The 19,478-nt window shown below is 74.1% G+C and carries 17 protein-coding genes and 1 pseudogene; 10 read left to right on the top strand and 8 right to left on the bottom strand.

Annotated elements, in window-relative coordinates:
* Positions 1-815: LuxR C-terminal-related transcriptional regulator (locus ACFWBW_RS17940; protein WP_385373462.1), on the top strand; the 815-nt coding region annotated here is incomplete at its 5' end.
* Here ACFWBW_RS17940 and ACFWBW_RS17935 read toward each other — a convergent pair.
* The 4 genes and pseudogenes from ACFWBW_RS17935 to ACFWBW_RS17920 form a co-directional block, all read right to left on the bottom strand.
* The gene (locus tag ACFWBW_RS17935; RefSeq protein WP_385373477.1) at positions 789-2,300 is read right to left on the bottom strand and encodes an FUSC family protein; all 1,512 of its coding nucleotides are present in this window, start codon (positions 2,298-2,300) and stop codon (positions 789-791) included. The genes ACFWBW_RS17940 and ACFWBW_RS17935 overlap by 27 nt on opposite strands.
* Positions 2,301-2,578: 278 nt before the next feature.
* Positions 2,579-3,007, bottom strand: coding sequence for a universal stress protein (locus tag ACFWBW_RS17930; protein WP_385373460.1), 429 nt, complete (start codon positions 3,005-3,007; stop codon positions 2,579-2,581).
* An 85-nt stretch (positions 3,008-3,092) separates the two neighbouring features.
* Positions 3,093-4,676 (bottom strand): APC family permease, encoded by a 1,584-nt coding sequence (locus ACFWBW_RS17925; RefSeq protein ID WP_385373458.1) that lies wholly within the window; start codon positions 4,674-4,676, stop codon positions 3,093-3,095.
* Between the two features lie 180 nt (positions 4,677-4,856).
* A pseudogene (locus ACFWBW_RS17920) lies at positions 4,857-5,447 on the bottom strand (histidine phosphatase family protein); the annotation flags it as partial.
* Between the two features lie 103 nt (positions 5,448-5,550).
* Here ACFWBW_RS17920 and ACFWBW_RS17915 point away from each other — a divergent pair.
* Together ACFWBW_RS17915 and ACFWBW_RS17910 are read left to right on the top strand one after the other, a co-directional pair.
* Entirely contained in the window at positions 5,551-6,246 is a 696-nt protein-coding gene (locus ACFWBW_RS17915) for a YoaK family protein (protein ID WP_385373456.1), read from the top strand.
* 282 nt (positions 6,247-6,528) lie between these two features.
* A complete protein-coding gene (locus ACFWBW_RS17910; RefSeq protein WP_385373454.1) occupies positions 6,529-7,116 on the top strand; it encodes an RNA polymerase sigma factor in 588 nt (195 codons plus the stop codon).
* Here ACFWBW_RS17910 and ACFWBW_RS17905 read toward each other — a convergent pair.
* The 4 genes from ACFWBW_RS17905 to ACFWBW_RS17890 all read right to left on the bottom strand — a co-directional run bounded on the left by ACFWBW_RS17905 (position 7,046) and on the right by ACFWBW_RS17890 (position 11,907).
* Positions 7,046-8,041 carry a MerR family transcriptional regulator gene (locus ACFWBW_RS17905; RefSeq protein WP_385373476.1) on the bottom strand — a complete coding sequence of 332 codons (996 nt, stop codon included), beginning with the start codon at positions 8,039-8,041 and terminating at the stop codon, positions 7,046-7,048. The two genes, ACFWBW_RS17910 and ACFWBW_RS17905, sit on opposite strands and share 71 nt — an antisense overlap.
* Positions 8,042-8,163: 122 nt before the next feature.
* Complete coding sequence (locus tag ACFWBW_RS17900) at positions 8,164-9,552, bottom strand: cryptochrome/photolyase family protein (RefSeq protein ID WP_385373452.1); 1,389 nt, start codon at positions 9,550-9,552, stop codon at positions 8,164-8,166.
* A gap of 153 nt (positions 9,553-9,705) precedes the next feature.
* Positions 9,706-10,287, bottom strand: coding sequence for a putative immunity protein (locus ACFWBW_RS17895; protein WP_385373450.1), 582 nt, complete (start codon positions 10,285-10,287; stop codon positions 9,706-9,708).
* Between the two features lie 24 nt (positions 10,288-10,311).
* A complete protein-coding gene (locus ACFWBW_RS17890; protein WP_385373448.1) occupies positions 10,312-11,907 on the bottom strand; it encodes an SDR family oxidoreductase in 1,596 nt (531 codons plus the stop codon).
* A 178-nt stretch (positions 11,908-12,085) separates the two neighbouring features.
* Between ACFWBW_RS17890 and ACFWBW_RS17885 the strand changes: the two genes are divergently transcribed.
* The 7 genes from ACFWBW_RS17885 (at position 12,086) to ACFWBW_RS17855 (ending at position 19,105) form a co-directional block, all read left to right on the top strand.
* Positions 12,086-13,417, top strand: coding sequence for an NAD(P)/FAD-dependent oxidoreductase (locus tag ACFWBW_RS17885; protein WP_385373446.1), 1,332 nt, complete (start codon positions 12,086-12,088; stop codon positions 13,415-13,417).
* Positions 13,418-13,518: 101 nt separating this feature from the next.
* Complete coding sequence (locus ACFWBW_RS17880) at positions 13,519-14,271, top strand: DUF1365 domain-containing protein (protein ID WP_385373444.1); 753 nt, start codon at positions 13,519-13,521, stop codon at positions 14,269-14,271.
* Complete coding sequence (locus ACFWBW_RS17875) at positions 14,208-15,521, top strand: class I SAM-dependent methyltransferase (protein ID WP_385373442.1); 1,314 nt, start codon at positions 14,208-14,210, stop codon at positions 15,519-15,521. The genes ACFWBW_RS17880 and ACFWBW_RS17875 overlap by 64 nt, the downstream gene beginning before the upstream one ends.
* Before the next feature lie 56 nt (positions 15,522-15,577).
* Positions 15,578-16,315 carry a DUF1295 domain-containing protein gene (locus ACFWBW_RS17870; protein WP_385373474.1) on the top strand — a complete coding sequence of 246 codons (738 nt, stop codon included), beginning with the start codon at positions 15,578-15,580 and terminating at the stop codon, positions 16,313-16,315.
* 58 nt (positions 16,316-16,373) lie between these two features.
* Positions 16,374-16,853, top strand: coding sequence for an Lrp/AsnC family transcriptional regulator (locus ACFWBW_RS17865; protein ID WP_385373440.1), 480 nt, complete (start codon positions 16,374-16,376; stop codon positions 16,851-16,853).
* Between the two features lie 52 nt (positions 16,854-16,905).
* Positions 16,906-17,583: an HAD family hydrolase gene (locus ACFWBW_RS17860; protein WP_385373438.1), complete on the top strand. Its 678-nt coding sequence runs from the start codon at positions 16,906-16,908 to the stop codon at positions 17,581-17,583.
* Positions 17,584-17,743: 160 nt separating this feature from the next.
* Positions 17,744-19,105, top strand: a complete 1,362-nt coding sequence (locus ACFWBW_RS17855) for a cytochrome P450 (protein ID WP_385373436.1) — start codon at positions 17,744-17,746, stop codon at positions 19,103-19,105.
* Positions 19,106-19,478: the final 373 nt, after the last annotated feature.

Raw genomic sequence — 19,478 nt, 5'->3', positions numbered from 1 at the left:
CGATCAAGCGGGCCATCCTGGACCAGCGGGCCGCGCTCGACGACATGATCGCCGCCCTCTCCCCGATGGACGCCGTCTACCGGCACGAACGCCGGCGCCACCAGGACCACGTGCAGCCGCTGATCGGCCGCGATGTCATCGACACCGCCGTCCAGGGCGCCTTGGAGGCCTGCTCGGAGGAACTCCTCAGCGCGCACCCCGAGGGCGGCCGCCCCTCCGGCGTGCTCGCCGACGCGCTGCCCCGCGACCTCGCGCCCGCGGGCCGGGGGGTCCGTCAGCGCACGATCTACGGCCACACGGTCCGCGCGCACGGCCCGACGCTCGCCCACATCGAACGGGTCACCCGGGAGGGCGCCGAGGTGCGGACGGTGGGCGAAAGGTTCGAGGGGCTGATCGTGTGCGACCGGTCGGCCGCGTTCATCGCGGTGCTCGCCGAGAGCGGAAAGGAGTCGTACGCCCTGGAAATCCGCGAACCCGGACTGATCCAATACCTCATGAAGACCTTCGAGGCCGTGTGGGAACGGGCGGTGCCCGTCGAGTTCGACACGACGGGCCAACAGCCTCCCCGACTCACCGACGAAATCCAGCAGGCGATTTTGGAACTCATGGTGCGGGGGCATACGGACGAGGCCATTTCCCAGCGGCTCGGCCTGAGCACCCGCACCATCGGCGCGCACATCAAACGCGCTGCGACCCGCTTCGCGAGCCGCAGCAGGGCCGAACTCGGTTTCAGCCTCGCCAAGGCCGGAGTCCTCGACGCCGGCCGGGACGCGCCCGGGCCGCCGGGATCAGGCGCCCACCAGCGGCGAGCGTGACGCGGTGCGCAGGGGGCCGTCGAGCTGGGCGAGGAGCCGCTCCAGACCGTGCAGGTGCGCCAGCGCGGGCTCCGAGGCGGCCCGCGCGGGGTTCGGGGCCCCGGCTGCCGACCGGAGCTCCGCCTCCGTGCCGCGTTCCGCTTCCGGCGTCAGCAAGGCCTCTACGGCTGCCTCCACGCGCCAGCACGCAGCCGCGAGCCGGGCGTCGTGGCTCGCGTCCGGGTCCGCCGCCACCGAGACCAGCCCGCGGACCTCCGCGGCGCACTCGTCGAGCAGCGCGAGCACCCGGCGGGCCCTGGCCTTGCGGCCGCGGTAGGGGCTCAGCGGGTGGACGAGCGGAGCCAGGGAGAGCCGTACCCGGCCCAGGAACAGCTCCAGCTCGGCGGCGTGCGGCGCGGGGTCGGCGACCGGGGAGCCGGCGAGCCGGGCCGCGGCCTCGGCCGTGCAGGTGCGCACGCAGCGCAGCGCGCGCTGGATCCACATGTCGTTGGTCGCGTGGGTGGTCACCGGGAGCACCAGGATCACGGCCAGCCCGGCGCACACCGCGCCGACGGCCGTCTGCTCCAGGCGCAGGACGAGCAGACCGGGGTCGAGCACGCCCAGCAGTCCGTAGAGCAGGCCGGCCATCACCGTCACGGCCAGCATCATCCAGCTGTAGGACACGGCCGCGGTGTAGAAGATCCCGAAGACGCAGAGCGCCACCAGGACGGCCGTGGGCGCCGGTGCACCGTTCAGCGGAATGGCTATCAGCAGGCCCGCGCCGATCCCGAACACCGTGCCGAGGACCCGGCGGAAGCCGCGGACCAGGGTCTCGCCGCGCGAGGCGGTGTTGACGAAGATCCACCAGGCGGTGCCGACCGCCCAGTACCAGCGGTCCTGCGACAGGATCTGGCCGATGCCCAGCGCGACCGCGCAGGCGGCGGTGGCCTGGAAGGCCTGGCGGGTGGTGGGCCGGGCCAGCCCGGTCCCGGGCGCCGCGGGCGGGACGGCCGCGGGCGGGACGCGCCGCTCGATCGGCCACAGGACGAACCGCACGATGCCGGCCGACAGGAGGGCCAGGCCGACGGCCGCGTAGAGCTCGGGCAGCTGCCCGGGCCGGGCGTGCAGGAACTGCGTGACGAAGAAGTTCATGAACGCGAAGATGCCGAGGGCGTGGCCGCGCGCCCCCCACCGGCGGGCGTAGACGCCGGCGAACACCACCGCGACGAACACGGCGTCGCGGGCGAGCGGTACGCCGTGCAGGGTGGTGGCCAGGGCCAGCACGGGGAATCCGGCGGCCGGCAGCAGGGCGGTGGTCACCCGCTGGGCGCGCACCGTCGAGTCGGTCACGGTGAAGAGGGCGAGCAGGGCCGCCAGTCCCCCGGTGATCGACGCGACGAGGGAGAGCCCGCAGAGCTCGGCCACGGCCACGGCGAGAGCGACACCGATGACGGCCCGCGTGGCGTTCCTGAGTCTTGCGCGCCCCGGATCCGGAGCCACGAACATCCTCTTCACGGCGGTGTGCCGCCCCCCTTGCGATGGAGCACGCCGGACCCGCGTCCGCCCGGGGGTGGTGGGCGGTACACGGGCACGGCGAAGGCGCCACGGTCCGGAGCGGCCTCGTTGCCGTCCGGCGCTGCGTGGCGCCGTAGATACATGGATAGGACACAGATAAGCATCCACAGGGGCATTGGCTCAACTCGGACCGCTCCGGGTGGGCCATTGGCACAGCCGGAAGCCGTGATCTTCGGCCATGGGAAGACCAACGGACCGGGGGCGGCGGGTCAGTCTCCGGAGGCGTGCTCGGTCGGGACGCACAGGACCGGTACCGGGGAGAGGTGCAGGAGCTTGTGCGGGGTGGATCCGAGCAGGGCGCCGCGGATCGGGCTGTCGCCCCAGCTCCCCACGATGATCACCCGGGCGTCGTGCCGTTCGGCGGCGTCGAGCAGCGCCTGGGCCGGTTTCGCGTCGGCCACCTCGACCGTGGAGGGCACTCCCGCCTCGTCGGCGGCCTCCACCGCCCGGGAGAGCGCACTGCGGCCGGCCTCACGGACGGCCTCCCGGTGCGCGCGGGACTCCTCGCCGGTGGGGCCCGGCGCCGCGGCCCCGTAGACGAGGACGAGCGGCTCGCCGAAGGCGGCGGCCACCTCCAGGGCCACGCGCAGGGCGCGCTCGGCTCCGGGCGACTCGTCGTACCCGAGGACGACGGACATCGGGGCTCCTCTCGTCTCGGCTCGGCTCGGCTTGCGTTCAGGGGTTCGGCGCTTCAGGGGGTCGGTGCTTCGGAGCTTCGGTGCTTCAGGGCTTCGGCACTTCGGGCTTTCGGGGCTTCGTGGCCGCGTGGACGAGGGCCGGGTCGGCGACGCCGCGCCGCTCCTGCCAGAAGCGGCCGTCCCGGATCCGCCAGAAGCACATGACGAGCACGCCGACGACGGCGATGCCGATCCCGATGACCAGCGGCGGGCCGAGGCCGAACCAGGAGACGCCGCTCGCCGAGTTCTCCGGGTCGGACATGTCGCGCACCGACTGCACGAGCAGCCAGGCCAGCAGACCGGCGCCCAGCACCGGGCCGAGGCCGATCAGCAGGAAGTTGTGCACGCTCTCCAGCAGGTGGCGCCTGTAGTAGACGGCGCAGGCCAGGCCGGTGAGCGCGTAGTAGAACGAGATCAGCAGGGAGAGGGCGGTCAGGGAGTCCAGGAGGGCGTTCTCGCTGATCTGGTTGACGGCGAGGTACCAGACGATGGCGATGCCGGCCACCCACCAGGTGCTCACGTCCGGCGTCCGGAACCGGGGGTGGATGTGCGAGAGGTTCGGCGGCAGCGCGTGCCGGCGGGCCATGGACAGGGCGGTACGGGAGGCCGGGATGATCGTGGTCTGGGTGGAGGCGAGCGCGGAGGTGCAGACGGCGAGCAGCACGATCCAGTCCCAGCCGCCCATGACCTCGTGCGCCAGGATCGCGAAGACGGCCTCCTCCTCGCCCGCGTTCTCGGAGAGGAACTTCGTCCCGGCGTAGCCGACGACCGCGAAGCCGACGGACAGGTACGTCACCAGCAGGACGACGGTGGACCAGATGCCGGCCTTGCCCGGTGCGGTGGCCGAGTTCTCGACCTCCTCGGTGAGGTTGACCGCCGACTCCCAGCCCCAGTAGATGAACACGCCGAGCAGCAGTCCGCCGGTGAGGGCGGCGCCGCCGGCGCCGAAGGGGTTGAGCCACTCGAGCGCGGGTCTGGTGCCGTCGAGGCTGCTGGTGCCCGCGTACACCCGGTAGAGGGCGACGACGGCGAAGACCAGCAGGAAGAAGACCTGGGCGAGGATGAGGACGTCCTGGAGCCGGGCCGACATCTCGGTGCCGATGACGCATACGGCCGTCATGGCCAGGATCACGACAACGGTCAGGCTCTGGCGCAGGGCCTCGTTCGCCGCCCAGCTGTCGAGTCCGGCGGCGAGCAGTCCGAAGTGCACGGCCACGTCGGCCAGCGAGCCGATGACGAGGACGCCGGTCATCGCGATGGCCCAGCCGCCGAGCCAGCCCGCCCAGGGGCCCATGGCGCGCGTCACCCACGAGAACGTGGTCCCGCAGTCCTGGTCGACCTTGTTGAGGTAGTAGAAGGCGGCGGCGATCAGCAGCATCGGGACGAAGGAGGCCAGCATGACACCGGGCGCGTAGATGCCGGCGAGCGCGACGATCGGCCCGATGACCGCGGCCAGGGAGTAGGCGGGCGAGGTCGAGTTCAGGCCGATGACGAGCGCGTCGAGGAAGCCGATCGCGTTGGCCTTGAGCCCGGGTTCCGCGTCCGCGCCGGCGGAGTCCGTGGCGGCCCTCGTTCCCGGAAGCGGTTCCGGGCTCTCAGGGGGCACGCCGTCCGAGCCATCGTGGGCCATGTACGCATCGTCACGCAGACGGCGGCCGCGCGCGAGGCGGGGGGAGCGCTATCGCGGCGGGCGTACCGGTTCGGGAGCGGGCGTTCCCGGGGTCGGTGTTCCGGGGGTCGGTGTTCCCGGGGTCGGTGCTCCCGGGGTCGGTGTTCCCGGGGTCGGTGTCCCCGAGGGCCGCGTTCCCCAGGGGCGGGAGTTCCAGCTCGCGATGACCGGCAGGCCGTGCTCCGTGGACAGCGCGCTGAAGGTGCCCGTCCGGAGCATGAAGAGCCGTCCGGCCTCGGGCGGCAGACCGAGGTAGCGTGCGGTCAGCACCCGCAGCAGGTGCCCGTGGGCGACCAGGACGACGTTGCCCCGGCCTTCGCCCAGCACCCCGGCCACCCGGGCCAGCACCCGGTCCGCGCGGGCGCCGACCTGGGCGGCGTTCTCGCCGGGGTGCTCCGCGCCCCCGGGCGGTACCCCGTCGGTCCACAGGGACCAGGCGGGGCGCTCGCGCTGGATCTCGGCGGTGGTCACACCCTCGTAGCCGCCGTAGTCCCACTCGTACAGGTCGGGGTCCGTGAGGCCCCCGCTCAGACCGGCGAGCTCGGCCGTGGCGGCGGCCCGGCGGAGCGGGCTGGTGAGCACCAGGGCCGGGTGCTTGTCCCGGAAGTACGGGAAGAGCGAGATGGCCTCTTCGACCCCGTGCGGGGTCAGCGGGACGTCGGTGCGCCCGGTGTGCCGTCCGGTCGCGCTCCAGGCGGTCTCGCCGTGCCTCACCAGCAGCAGGTCGCTCACCCTTCGGACCCTAGTCCCTGCGGCATGTCGGCGCCGGACGAACGAGCCGGAGCTGTCAGTGTCGGGGCCCATGAGCCCCGGTTCCCGTACGACGCGACTCCCGTTGACCCTCTTGCTGCTGGTGCTGACCGCGGTGACCGGGCTGATCGAAGCGGTCAGCCTGCTGGCGCTCGGGCCCGTCTTCACGGCGATGCAGACGGGCAACGTCCTGTTCCTGGCCTTCGGCGTGGCGCACGCGGGCCCGGTGCCCTCGCTGGCGCCCGCCGTCTCGCTGTGCGCGTTCGCCCTGGGGGCGGTGTGCGGGGCCCGGCTGGAGGCCTTCGTCGAGGGCCGGGGCCGGCGCTGGTTCGTGACCGGGCTGTCGGCCGAGGCGGTGCTGATCCTGGCGGCCGCGGCCGCCGGATGGGGATTGGTGCCCCGCTTCGGAGCTCCTGGCGCCCGGCAGCTGCTGGTCTCGGCGGTCCTGTCGCTGGCGATGGGGATCCGGAACGTGACGAGCCTGCGGGTGAACCTGGCCGGGGTGCCGACCACCCTGGTGACCCGCTCGCTGACCTCCTTCCTCGGCGGCTCGATCATCGGGCAGGACCGGGCCTTCGGGTACGGGACCGCGGCCTGGGTGCGGCGGGCGTGGTCGGTCGGCGCGATGTTCGCGGGCGGACTGGCCGGGGCGCTGCTCGTACGGACCGGCTGGTCGGTGGGATGGCTGCTGCTGCCGGCCGCCGTACTGGTCCTGGCGGTGGCCCTTGCGTACCGACTGACCCAGCCGCTGATGCACCCCGGCGGGGAGGCCTCGGTCTAGTGCTGTGGCCGGGAAGGTTTGCCGGGTCGCGGCGTCCGGTGCGGTGCATCGCAAGGCGGAGGGCCACGGCTCGTACCGGACGTACTTCCGTGGTCCGACAACGCGGCGAGGCGCCGTGCCGGGCGTCGCGACCCGGTGAACCTTCCCGGTCACAGCACTAGCGTCTCTTTCGGATCCTGCCGGTCGGGCCCGGGGCGTCCGGGTCGCGGCCCGGCGCGAGCAGAAAACGATGCGCAAGCGGTGCAAGTTGGCCGGCGGGGCCGCGCTCGCGAGGCTCGGGGCATGGACGACCAGGACGACACCCGGCTGGCGGTGGGTTTCGCGGAGGGCGACGAGGACTGCGTGGCGGCGGTCTACCGGCGCTGGCGGCCGCTCGTGCACGCGCTGGCCTCCCGCTCGCTCGGCGACGAGCGGGAGGCCGAGGACGTGACCCAGCAGGTCTTCCTCGCCGCGTGGCGGGGTCGCGGCGGGTACCGGCCCGGGCCGGGCGGTCTCGGGGCCTGGCTGACCGGCATCACCCGGCACAAGGTGGCCGACGCCCTGGAGGCCCGCACCCGGCGGGCCCGGGTGGTCCGGGCCGCCTCGCGCGTCTGCGCACAGGGCCGGCCGGAACCGGAGCCCGGGCCGGAGCGTGCCGTGGAACGGGTGCTGCTGCTCGGCGAGTTGGCCCGACTGCCGTCGGCGCAGCAGCGGGTGCTGCGGCTCGCCTTCTACGCGGACCTGACGCAGTCGCAGATCGCGGACCGCACCGGGCTCCCGCTGGGCACCGTCAAGAGCCACATGCGGCGGGCGCTGCACGTCATGCGGCAGTCCCTGGAGCGCTCCCCGGAGCATTCGCCGAAGTCCGGGGTGCCACAACCGATTCGATGACGGCCAGCCCCGAGCGTAGCCCGAACAGCCGCTCCGTGCGCGCGGGTTGGGATGCGGCTCCGGCGCCCCAGCCGGGGCCGGCGAGCAGCAGAGCCGAGTGGCCGCGGGCGCCGCGCGGGCCCCACTCGATGCCCGCCACCGACCTGGCCAGCGCGGCGTCCGCCGTCGTACGGGACTGCGCCCACAGGACGACGGCCCGCGGGCCCGTCCGCCGGACGGCCTCGCACAAGGCGTCGGCCGGCAGGGCTGCCCCGAACATTCTTACGGGCAGGGCCCGTTCACCGAGGGCGGCGGCCAGCGCCTCCATCGGGAGGCTGTGCTGCTCCCCGGGCGCGCACGTCAGGAGTACGGGCGGGGCCGGGAACGGCTCCGGGACCCGCCGGATCCGGTGCAGGGCCGCGGACACGTACCAGGAGAGCAGGTGCTCGACCTCCACGTAACGCTCCCCGGACGAGGCCCACTTGCGGCCCACCGCGTGCAGGGTCGGCGCGATCACCTCCTCCCAGGCGGTGACCGGCCCCAGCTCGGCGAGCACGGACGCCAGCAGGTCCTCCACGGCCGGCGCGTCCAGCCGTACGGCGGCCCGCGCGAGCCCCCTGCACTCCGGGCGGACGTCCCCCAGGCGCAGCGCGCGCGGCCCTCCGGGGGCCGGGGCGGCGGGATCTGTCGCGGCCGGGCCGTCCGGGGCGGCTCCCCGGGCCACCCGGGCGGCTTCGGACGGGGGCGCGCCCTGGGCGGTGAGGCGGCACATCAGCTCCAGCCGGGCGATGTCCGCAGGGGTCCAGCGCCGGTGCCTGCCCTCTTCGCGACGGTCCGGGCCGATGGCGTAGCGGCGCTCCCAGGAGCGCAGCGTGGTCGGCGAGACCCCGAGGCGCCGGGCGACGGCCCCGGTGCCGAGGGCGACGGGCGGGGGCGGGGGCGGGATCTGCGCCTCGGCCTGGGGGCGGGCCTGGGCCTGGGCCGGGGGGCGGGCCTGGGCCTGGGCCTGGGGCTGCGGGGTTTCGGGCTCCACCTCTCCACCGTACGGCGCGGCGGGCCGGCGCACCGTCACCCGGATCCCGGCCCCGGCCCCGTCCCGCGGCCCTCGCGGAAGCGGTCGAGGCCGTCGGCGAGGCCGACCACCGGGTCGGGGTAGTCGTAGTGCGCCCGTTCCAGGCCGGGGAGTCGCCAGGGCTCGTGCACGCGCGGTGCGGGGAGTCCGGCCAGTTCGGGGACCCACCGGTGGACGTAGTCGCCGTCGGGGTCGTAACGCAGGCCCTGGCGGACCGGGTTGAGGACCCGGTTGGGGCGGGTGTCGGTGCCCGTGCCCGCCGCCCACTGCCAGTTGAGCTGGTTGTTGGCGAGGTCCCCGTCGACGAGGAGCTCCATGAAGTGGCGGGCTCCGATGCGCCAGTCGACGTACAGGGTCTTGGTGAGGAAGCTCGCGACCAGCAGTCGGCCGCGGTTGTGCATCCAGCCCTCGTGGGCCAGTTGGCGCATGGCCGCGTCGACGATCGGGTAGCCGGTGCGGCCCTCCTTCCAGGCCAGGGTCTCCTCCTCGGCGGCGGGGCCGGTGCGCCAGTGGTCGCCGCGGTCCCGGTAGTCCGCGGCGGCGGCCCCGGGCCTGGCCGCGAGCACCTGGTGGTGGAAGTCGCGCCAGCACAACTGCCGTACGAAGGCCTCCGCTCCGGGGCCACCGGCGGCGCGGGCCCGGTGGACGGCCTCGGTGGGCGAGAGCGTGCCGAAGTGCAGGTGCGGGGAGAGCCGGGAGGTGGCGTCGCCGGCCAGGTCGTCATGGGTCTCGCCGTAGCGGTCGATGCCGGAGCGCAGCCATCGGGCGAGCAGTCGGCGCGCCTCGGGTTCCCCGCCGGGGGCGAGGCCCGGGGAGGTCCCGGTGACGGCGGCGCGCTCGGGCAGGGGCTCGGAGCGGATCGCGTCGGGCACCGGGACGGTGCGGGGCGCGGGAGCGGCGGCCCGCAGGGGGTGCTCGGACCAGTGGCGGTGGTACGGGGTGAAGACGGCGAAGTGATCGGACCCGGTGGACCCGGTGGGAGTGACGGCTCCGGGAGCCACCGCGGTGATCACCGCGTCGTGGACGTGGAACCTCCGGCCCTCGGCTTCGAGGGCTTCGCGCAGCCTCTCCTCACGGGCGTGGGCGTAGGCGCTGACCCCGGCCGCCATGTGCACTTCGTCGGCGTCGGCCTCCCGTACGAGGGCCATGGTCGCGGCGACCGGGTCGCCGGACCGTACGACGAGGCGGCCGCCGCGGGAGCGCAGCCCGGCGTCGAGGCCGGCGAGGCAGTCGGCGAGGAAGGCGAGCCGGTTGGGCGGGGCGGCGACCGCCGGGTCGCGCACGAAGAGCGGCACCACCTGCTCGGAAGAGGACAGGGCCGCCCGCAGCGGCGGATGGTCGTGCAGCCGGAGGTCGGAGGTGTAGAGGACCACCGCGACGTTCATGGGGTTCGCTCCGCGTGGGGGATGTGGGTACCGGGTGTCATGAGTACTTCGCCGCCGGACCCCCGTCCGGATGCGCCGGCGCTGCCGCGCAGTGCCCGGGGTGTTTCCCCGGAGTGTCTCCGGGGACGTTCGCGTGGAGGCTCCGCCCCGCGGTCACCCGTGGGGTCGGCTGCGGCCCGCTGTCGAACCCGCGGTTCGGCGGGGCATGCGCAGGGACGCGTCCAGGAGGGTCATGAGCTGTGCGGTACGGCTCTTGCCGGTCGGTGCCGCGGGGTACCTGTTCAGGACTTCGATCAGTACGGGTGTGGCGCGTTGACGAGCCTCCTCGATCAGCCGGAGCCCGACGGCGGAATCATCGTCCGCGCCCAGTTCGCCAATGCGTGCCGCGCTCGCGGCGGCTCGCAGGATGTGTCCCACCTGGGTGGCTTTCGCGATCGGATGGAGGTAGGCCGCGGAGGCGGCGTCGCCCGCGGCGCGGGCAGCGAGCCGTGCGGCTTCCGTGGTCGCTTCCTTCGCCGCCCGGTGGGCGTCCAAGGAGGTGACGCGCTGAAGGTTGGTCCTCCTGGCGCCGCTCACGAAGTCCCCCGCGGCGTTGATGGCCGCACGGGGCCGCGGATCGCCGGGCGTGGCTTCCTCGAACACGTGCAGAACGCCCTCTGCGCTCCCCAGGACGTAGCGTGCGACGACGCGCAGTTCGTCCATGGTCAGTACGAAGTCCCCGGATACCGTCGTCACGGAACCGATTCTCCCATCGAACGGTCACCCGTGGTCCGGGGAGGGGACCGGCGGGGGGCCGCCGTCCGCGGCCCGCCCGCGGGGCTGCGTCGCGCCCGCGCCGTCGTCGTCCGCGCCGTCGTCGTCCGCGCCGTCGTCGTCCGCGCGCTCCGCCGCGCGGGCGATGTTGCGTGCCATGCCGCCGAAGACGACGGCGTGGAACGGTGACACGCTCCACCAGTACAGGTGGCCCAGCAGGCCGTGCGGATGGAACAGGGCCCGCTGGTGGTAGCGGGATCCGGCCTCCCCCGGGGGCGGCGGGTCGGCGCGCAGTTCCAGCCAGGCCAGCCCCGGCAGTCGCATTTCGGCGCGCAGCCGCAGCAGCCTGCCCGGTTCGATCTCCTCGACCCGCCAGAAGTCCAGGGAGTCCCCGACCCGCAGCCGTGCCGCGTCCCGGCGGCCGCGCCGGATGCCGACTCCGCCGACGAGCCGGTCCAGCCAGCCCCGTACGGCCCAGGCCAGCGGGAAGGAGTACCAGCCGTTCTCCCCGCCGATGCCCTCCACCACCCGCCACAGTGCGGCCGGCGGGGCCTCGACGGTCAGCTCCCGGTGGTCGGTGTAGAGGCTGCCGCCCGCCCAGTCGGGGTCGGTGGGCAGCGGGTCGCTCGGCGCGCCCGGGACGGAGGCGGAGGACCAGCGGGTGGTGACCTTGGCCTCGCGGATGCGCCGGAGGGCCAGTGCGAGGGCCTCGTCGAAGCCGATGGGCGCGCCCGGCGGGTCCGGGACGTGGACGGCGATGTCGTGCTCCGCGCACACCACCTCGTGCCGCAGGGATTCGGCGAGCGGCCGGGCCAGCGCCCTCGGCACGGGGGTGACCAGGCCGATCCAGTGGCTGGACAGCCTCGGGGTGAGCATCGGGACCCGCAGGATCAGGCGGGCGGGCAGCCGCGCGACAGCGGCGTAGCGGCGCATCATCTCCTCGTACGTGAGCACGTCGGGCCCGCCGATGTCGAAGGCCCGGTTCACCTCAGGCGGCATGCCGGCGCTGCCGACGAGGTAGCACAGCACGTCGCGGACGGCGATGGGCTGGCAGCGGGTGCCGACCCAGCTGGGGGTGACCATGACGGGCAGCCGTTCGGTCAGGTAGCGCAGCATCTCGAAGGAGGCGGACCCGGACCCGATGACGACGGCGGCGCGCAGCACGGTCGCCGGGACGGCTCCGGCGAGGAAGATCTCCCCGACTTCGGCGCGGGAGCGCAGGTGCGGTGAGAGGGACCGGACGGGGATGTCCGCCGGGGTGAGGCCGCCGAGGTAGACGATGCGGCGGACACCGGCGGCGCGGGCCTCGTCCGCGAAGGCCCGGGCGGCGTCCCGGTCGCGTTCCTCGAAGCCGGATCCGGTGCCGAGGGAGTGCACGAGGTAGTAGGCGACGTCGATGCCGGTCATCGCCCCGGCGAGGGACGAGGGGTCGGTGACGTCACCCCGAACGACCTCGGCGTCCCCCGCCCAGGGATGGTCACGCAGTTTCTCCGGGGTGCGGGCCAGGCAGCGGACCCGGTGCCCGGCGTCCAGGAGTTCGGGTACGAGGCGTCCGCCGATGTATCCGGTGGCCCCGGTGACCAGGCAGTTCTTGCCCGTCATGGCTGTCTCCGCTCCTCGCGCGCTGTTCCTTCGGTATCTGCGCCCCCTCCCTCCGATTCTCCGTGGCGCGCCGGATCGGATGCGGGATTCCCCCGTACGGCACATCCAAGACCCCCCTCGGCTCCGAAGAGGGGGTGACGGGGTGCCCCGGGTGACGGGGTGCAGAGGGAGGAACACGATGACCGAGCGAGGGGCGCCGCGCCCGCGGACGGCCGTGATCGGCGGGGGCGTGTCGGGGCTGACGGCGGCATACGTGCTGGCGCGCTCGCACGAGGTGACCCTGTACGAGGCGGACGACCGGCTGGGCGGGCACGCGCACACGCACGAGCTGAAGGGGCCGGACGGGGTGGTCCGGGCGGTGGATTCGGGGTTCATCGTCCACAACGACCGCACCTACCCCCACCTGCTACGGCTCTTCGGCGAGTTGGGGGTGGCCACCCGGCCGACGACGATGAGCCTGTCGGTCCGCTGCGAGGGGTGCGGGCTGGAGTACGCGGGTGCGCGCGGGCCGCGCGGCCTCTTCGCCCGCCGCCGGTCGGCCGTGAACCCGGAGTACCTGCGGATGCTGGCACGGATCCCGGCGTTCCACCGGGGGGCGAGGCGGCTGCTGGCCGCCGACGACGCCCGCTCCGGGACCGGCGGCACGGCTGAGGCCGACGCCGACGCCGACGCCGACGCCGCTGGGATCACCCTCTCCGAGTTCCTCGAACGGGGCCGCTTCGGGCCCTACTTCACCGCGCACTTCGCGATCCCCCTGGTGGCGTCGGTGTGGTCCTGCCCGCCGGACACGGCGCTCGGCTACCCGGCCCGGTACCTGTTCCGGTTCCTGGAACACCACGGCATGCTGTCGGTCGGCGGCTCGCCGAACTGGCGCACGGTCGAGGGCGGTTCGGCGCGCTACGTGGAGCGGGTCCGCGAACGGCTGGACGCCGTGTACCTCGCCACTCCGGTACGGGCCCTGGCGCGCACCCCGCAGGGCGTGTCGGTCACCACCGCCGGCGGCGCCACCGCCCTCTACGACGGGGTGGTCGTCGCCGTCCACGCCGATCAGGCGCTGCGCCTGCTGGCCGATCCGACGGACGCGGAACGCACCGCGCTCGGCGCCTTCCGCTACTCCCGCAACCGGACCGTGCTGCACACCGACACCTCGGTGCTGCCGCGCAGGCCCGGCGCCCGGGGCTGCTGGAACTACCGGCTGTCGGGATGTCGGCCGGCCGACGCGCACGTACGGGTCAGCTACGACATGAACCGGCTCCAAGGGCTGGACGGGCCGGAGCCGTACGTGGTCACGCTGAACGCGGACGGGGTGGTGCGGCCGGAGCTGGTCCTGGCCGAGATGGAGTACGAACACCCCGTCTACACCACGGAGTCGGTGGCCGCCCAGCGGCTCCTGCCCGCACTGTCGGGGCCGGTCACGGCCTTCGCCGGCGCCTATCACGGGTGGGGGTTCCACGAGGACGGCTGCCGTTCGGGCGTGGCGGCGGCCGCCGCACTGGGGGTGACGTGGTGAACCACGGCCCGCCGCGGCACCGTCCGCCGGAGCCCGGCCCGAGCGAGCCCGGTCCGAGCAAGCCCGGTCCGAGCGAGCCCGGCCCGACCGGACCCCGGCCGATGGAGCCCCGCCTCTACCTGGCCGACATCCGGCACGTCCGGTCGGGCGGGAGCCGCTACCGGCTGCGGCACCGCACGTACCTGTGGCTGGTGGACCTCGACCGGCTCCCGCGCCTCCCCCGGCCGTTGCGGCCGCTCGCCCGGTTCGAGGCGCGTGACCACTTCGGCGGCGGCGCCCCCACGATCCGGGCCGGGCTGGACGCGTTCCTCACGGCGCGCGGCGCCGGACTCCCCCCGGGGTCACGGGTGTTGATGCTGGCGCACGCCCGGGTGCTCGGCCACGTCTTCAACCCGCTGACCGTGTACTGGTGCCACGACCCGGACGGCTCCCTGCGCCAGGTGGTCGCCGAGGTGCACAACACGTACGGCGAGCGGCACTGCTACCTGCTCCCTGCGCAGACCGCCCGGGGCGACCGCGGTGACCTCGAGGTCGCCCCGGTCGCCAAGGAGTTCTACGTCTCCCCCTTCCTCGCGGTGGAGGGTGCCTACCGCATGCAGCTGCCCGAGCCGGGCGAACACCTCGCACTGACCGTCCGGCTCACCGGCGGTACGGACGGCGCCCGCCTGACCGCGACCGTCCGCGGCGAACGCCGCCCCGCCGACGCCCTCGGACTGCTGCGCGCCGCGCTGCGCAGGCCCTGGTCCACCGCCGCCGTCAGCGTCGGCATCCGCTTCCACGGCGTCCGGCTGTGGCTGCGCGGCCTGCCGGTGCGGCCGCGTCCCCGACACGTACCCCAGGAGGGTCTGAAGTGAGCACGTCGACCACCACCACCGCCACCGCCCCGGCCGTGCCGCCCTGCTCCCGGGCCAGGGCCGCCGTCGGACGGCTGCTGATCCGCCGGGCCCTGGACCGGTTGCCGCTCCAGGTCCGGATGGGCCCCGACGGGACCCTGGGGCGGGGCGGCCCCGCGATGGCGGTGTACGACCCGGACGCCTTCGAACGCCGGATCGCGGCCGAGGGACTGATCGGCTTCGGCGAGTCGTACCTGGCCGGGGAGTGGGACGCGCGCGACCCGGTCGCCGTCCTGACGGTCCTGGCCGGGCACGTGACGGGGCTGGTCCCGGCTCCGCTCCAGCGGCTGCGCGGTCTGTGGGCCTCCCGGCACCCGGCCTCGGAGCGCAACACCCCGGACGGCTCGCGGACGAACGTCCAGCGCCACTACGACCTGTCGAACGAGCTCTTCGCGGAGTTCCTCGATCCGACGATGACCTATTCCTCGGCGGTGTTCCGCACGCTGCCCGCCGGACCGGAGCAGCTCGCCGAGGCCCAGCACCGCAAGATCGACATGCTGCTGGACCTGGTGGAGGCCGGTCCCGGCACCCGGCTCCTGGAGATCGGCACGGGCTGGGGCGAGCTGGCCGTACGGGCCGCCCGGCGCGGTGCGCACGTGGTCACCCTCACCCTCTCGCGGGAACAGCGGGAGCTGGCCCTGCGCCGGATCGCGGCCGCGGGGCTGTCCGACCGGGTCGAGGTGCGGCTGTGCGACTACCGGGAGGCCGAGGGGAGCTACGACGCGATCGTGAGCGTCGAGATGATCGAGGCGGTCGGCGCCGAGTACTGGCCGGTGTACTTCGCCACGCTGGACCGGCTGCTGGCGCCCGGCGGGCGGGTCGCGCTCCAGGCGATCACCATGCCGCACGAGCGGATGCTCGCCACCAGGGCCACGTACACCTGGATCCACAAGTACATCTTCCCCGGCGGGATGCTGCCGTCCGTGCGGGTGGTGGAGGAGATGGCGCGTGCGCACACCGGGCTGCGCGTGACCCGCTCCCAGGCCTACGGGGCCCACTACGCGCAGACGCTGCGACTGTGGCGGGAGCGCTTCGCGGAGCGGGCCGACCGGGTGGCGGAGCTGGGCTTCGACCCGACGTTCCGGCGGATGTGGACCTTCTACCTGGCGTACTGCGAGGCCGGTTTCGCCTCGGGCTACCTGGACGTGCACCAGTTCCTGCTGACACGCACGGCCTCGCAGGGGCTCGCGCCGGGCGGTGGTCCCCGGTGAACTGGGGCGCCTTCGGGCCCAACCTGGCCGTCTCGGCGGGGGCGGCCCTCGCCGTCATGCTGGCCGCCTTCGCCGTCGGGGTCCGGCTGCGCCTGCACCGCGTGGTGGACGTGGCCTGGGGCCTGGGCTTCGTCGCCGTCGCGGTGGCCACGTACGCACTGTCGGGCGGCCGGCACCCGCTGCCGGCGGTCCTGGCGGTGCTGTGGGGCCTGCGGCTGGCCGCGCACATCGCCTGGCGGGGCCGGGGACACGGCGAGGACCCACGCTACGAGCGGATGCTCGCCAAGGCCCCGGGCAACCGGAACCTGTACGCGCTGCGCATGGTCTACCTGCTCCAGGCGGCCCTGGTCTGGCTGATCTCGCTGCCCGTGCAGGCGGCGGCGTACGCGACCGGGCGCCCCGGAGTCCTGGCGGTGGCGGGTACGGCGCTGTGGCTGTGCGGTCTGCTCTTCGAGGCGGTCGGCGACCACCAGCTGGCCCGGTTCAAGGCCGATCCCGCGAACCGGGGACGGATCATGGACCGGGGCCTGTGGTCCTGGACCCGGCACCCGAACTACTTCGGCGACTTCTGCGTGTGGTGGGGGCTGTCGCTGACCGCCTGGACCTCGGGCGGAGCGGTGGCGGTGTCGGTGGTCTCCCCGCTCGTGATGTCGTACCTGCTGATCGGCGGCAGCGGGAAACGGCTGCTGGAGCGGCACATGGCGGACCGCCCCGGCTACGCCGCGTACCGCGCCCGCACCAGCGGCTTCCTGCCCCGGCCGCCCCGGCGTCCCGACCCGCCCCATCGCGACTAACGGGGGTGCTTTAATCGGGTACGTACGGTTATCGGGGCCGCGTTGGTACAGTCGCGGCATGGCGGTGGACGAGCTCGACACACGGATCCTGCGCCTGCTGATCGAACAGCCGCGCACCAGCGTCCGGGAGTACGCCCGGATCCTCGGGGTCGCGCGCGGCACCCTCCAGGCCCGGCTCGACCGACTGGAGCGCACCGGGGTGATCACCGGGACCGGTCCGGTCCTCTCCCCCGCCGCGCTCGGGCATCCCGTCCTGGCCTTCGTGCACATCGAGGTCACACAGGGACACCTGGACGAGGTCGGCGACGCCCTGGCCTCCGTACCGGAGATCATCGAGGCCTTCTCGATCACCGGCGGCGGGGACCTGCTGACCCGGGTGGCCGCGCGGGACAACGCACACCTCGAGGACGTCATCCAGCGGCTGATCCGGCTGCCCGGCGTGGTCCGCACCCGGACCGAGGTCGCGCTGCGCGAGCGGGTGCCGCACCGGCTCCTCCCCCTGGTCGAGTCCGTGGGACGGGCAGCGCGCAAACCCTGACAAGATGGTCGGGACAGGTACAGGACAGGCACCGGCAGGACGGGCACTACGGATGATCTCCGTCATATTCGATCTCGACGGCACCCTCGTGGACAGCGAGCCGAACTACTACGAGTCCGGGCGGCGCACGCTGGAGCGCCACGGGGTCCCCGATTTCACCTGGGAGCAGCACTCCCGCCACATCGGCATCGGCACCCTGGAAACCCTGGAGATCCTCCGGGACGAGTACGGGATCCCGGCCCCGGTCGAGCAACTGCTCGCCGAGCAGAACGCCGCCTACCTGGAGCTCGCCCGGACCCACACCGAGGCCTACCCCGAGATGCGCGCCTTCGTACGGCGGCTGCACTCCGAGGGCGTCCCGATGGCGGTGGCCTCCGGCTCTTCACGCGAGGCCATCGACGCGGTCCTGGCGGGCACCGGGCTGGACGCGCTGCTGACCACGGTGGTGTCCGCCGAGGAGGTCGCACAGGGCAAGCCCGCCCCGGACGTGTTCCTGGAGGCGGCGCGCCGGCTGGGCGCGGACCCCGTCGACTGCGTGGTCGTCGAGGACGCGGCCCCGGGCGCCCTGGCCGCACAGGCCGCGGGCATGCGGTGCGTGGCCGTCCCCTACGTGGCGGCCACCGCCGACGACCCGGCCTTCGCGGCGGCCGGGCTCCTCTTCCCCTCCGGGCAGGCGGAGTTCAGCGCGGAGAGCGCCTACACCTGGCTCACGGCGGCCCGGGCGGCCTGAGCCACCGGGCAGCCCGGAGACCCCGGACACTTCGGACGAACCCGGGCTTCACGGGCTTCTTGGGCTTCACGGGCTTCAGCGGCCGCCCGGGGTCTCCGCCGGCCCACCGGCGTTCCCGGATGCTCTGGCGTCCTGCGGGCGGCGCTGTCACCATGCCGGGGTGACCGCCACCCTGCTGCCCCCGGGCTCCGAGCGCGGACCGCGCCGCTGGCCCCTGCTGGGGAACCTCCCCGCCTTCGCCCGCGATCCGCTGGCCTTCTTCGAGTCGCTGCGCGACGAATACGGGGACTGGGTGCCCTGGGCGCTCGGCCCGCAGCGCAACGTCCTGGTCTCGCAGCCGGAGCACGCCGGCGAGTTGCTCGGCGCCGTGGAGTCCACCTTCAGCCCGACCGAACTCGGCTGGGCCTTCCGCCAGTTGCTCGGCAACGGGGTGGTCGTGGCCACCGGCGAGGACTGGCGGCGCAAGCGCGCACTGGTCCAGCCCTCGGTGCGCCCGCGCCAAGTGCGCGCGTACGCGGGCACGATGGTGGAGTGCACCGACGCACTGGTATCCGGCTGGAGCGACGGAGCGCGGATCGACGTGCACCGGGAAATGGCCGGGCTCACCCAACGGATCGCGGTGCGCACCCTGTTCGGGAGCGACGCGGCCGGCCGGGAGGCCCCGATCAGCGCCGCCATGGCCACCGCTCAGCGCGAACTCAGCGCCGAGTTCCGGGGCGTGACCATGTTCCTGCCGCCCTGGGTGCAGACGCCTGGCCGGCGCCGGATGCGGGCGGCGGTGGACGTCCTCGACCGCGAGATCGAGCACGTCATCCAGGAGCACGAGGCGGCCTCGGCGGCCGGCGAGGAGCGGGACGACCTGCTCAGCAGGCTGCTCTCCGCCCGCGACGAGGACGGCGGGCCGCTGTCGCGCACGGAGCTGCGGGACGAGTCGATCACCCTGTACATCGGCGGCCACGAGACCACGTCGACCACCCTGACCTGGGCCTGGCAACTGCTCTCCGGGGCACCGGAGGCACGCGGACGGCTCACGGAGGAGCTCGACCGCGTGCTCGGCGGGCGGCTCCCGACGTACGAGGACTACGCGCGGCTGCCCTGGACCCAGCAGGTGGTCAAGGAAGCACTGCGGATCTACCCGCCGATCTGGCTGATCTCCGCGGTGGCGAGGGAGGGCGCCACCCTCGGCGGGCGTCCGGTCCCGGCCGGGCTGTCGGTGTGGACCAGCCCGTGGTCGATGCACCGGGACGAGCGCTGGTTCCCGGAGCCGGAGGCCTTCCGCCCCGAGCGATGGGATGCGGACGCCGCTCACCAGATCCCGGAACACGCCTGGTTCCCCTTCGGCGGTGGCCCGCGCGCCTGCCTGGGCGCCCGCTTCGCCCTCGTCGAGGCCGCCCTCGTCCTGGCCGTCGTGGCCCAGCGCTTCCACCTGGACAGCGGTCCGACCCGCGCGAGAGTCCTCCCGGGGCTCACCCTCCAGCCCAGGGACCAGGTCCTGGCCACGCTCCGCGCGCACCGCTCCTGACGGATCCCGTCCCGACGGGGGAGATCGGGATCCCAGGGATCGAGACGCCATTGACCCCGAGCGGGCGAATGGCTAAGTTTCGCCGCATGTTGCGTTCAGTCATGCTCACCACGCGCGGTCACATCGACCTGCTGCGGGTGGCCTCCGCCGCGTGTTGCCGCAGCTGCTGACGCCCTTTCACCTGCGACACGAGCGCTCCGCGCTCCCCTTTCGCACGCCCTGAGCCTCCGATCTCCTGATGCCCTGAGCCTCTGAGTTCCTGAGCCGCCGATCCCCGGAGTCCCGGTCCTCCACGGCTCCGGACCTCCGCGGCTCCGGACCTCCGCGGCCTCGGTTCTCCGCAGCTCTGGGCCTCCTCGGCTCCGGTTCCCCG

Source organism: Streptomyces sp. NPDC059957 (genome assembly GCF_042730015.1).
GTDB lineage: Bacteria > Actinomycetota > Actinomycetes > Streptomycetales > Streptomycetaceae > Streptomyces.
This window is presented reverse-complemented; position numbering and strand designations above follow the sequence as displayed.

Bases quoted from the DNA above. Each gene is read 5' to 3' on its own strand.
- ACFWBW_RS17935 (WP_385373477.1), bottom strand. From the start codon at position 2,300: ATGTTCGTGGCTCCGGATCCGGGGCGCGCAAGACTCAGGAACGCCACG.
- ACFWBW_RS17930 (WP_385373460.1), bottom strand. From the start codon at position 3,007: ATGTCCGTCGTCCTCGGGTACGACGAGTCGCCCGGAGCCGAGCGCGCC.
- ACFWBW_RS17925 (WP_385373458.1), bottom strand. From the start codon at position 4,676: ATGGCCCACGATGGCTCGGACGGCGTGCCCCCTGAGAGCCCGGAACCG.
- ACFWBW_RS17910 (WP_385373454.1), top strand. From the start codon at position 6,529: ATGGACGACCAGGACGACACCCGGCTGGCGGTGGGTTTCGCGGAGGGC.
- ACFWBW_RS17900 (WP_385373452.1), bottom strand. From the start codon at position 9,552: ATGAACGTCGCGGTGGTCCTCTACACCTCCGACCTCCGGCTGCACGAC.
- ACFWBW_RS17890 (WP_385373448.1), bottom strand. From the start codon at position 11,907: ATGACGGGCAAGAACTGCCTGGTCACCGGGGCCACCGGATACATCGGC.
- ACFWBW_RS17885 (WP_385373446.1), top strand. From the start codon at position 12,086: ATGACCGAGCGAGGGGCGCCGCGCCCGCGGACGGCCGTGATCGGCGGG.
- ACFWBW_RS17880 (WP_385373444.1), top strand. From the start codon at position 13,519: ATGGAGCCCCGCCTCTACCTGGCCGACATCCGGCACGTCCGGTCGGGC.
- ACFWBW_RS17870 (WP_385373474.1), top strand. From the start codon at position 15,578: ATGCTGGCCGCCTTCGCCGTCGGGGTCCGGCTGCGCCTGCACCGCGTG.
- ACFWBW_RS17865 (WP_385373440.1), top strand. From the start codon at position 16,374: ATGGCGGTGGACGAGCTCGACACACGGATCCTGCGCCTGCTGATCGAA.
- ACFWBW_RS17860 (WP_385373438.1), top strand. From the start codon at position 16,906: ATGATCTCCGTCATATTCGATCTCGACGGCACCCTCGTGGACAGCGAG.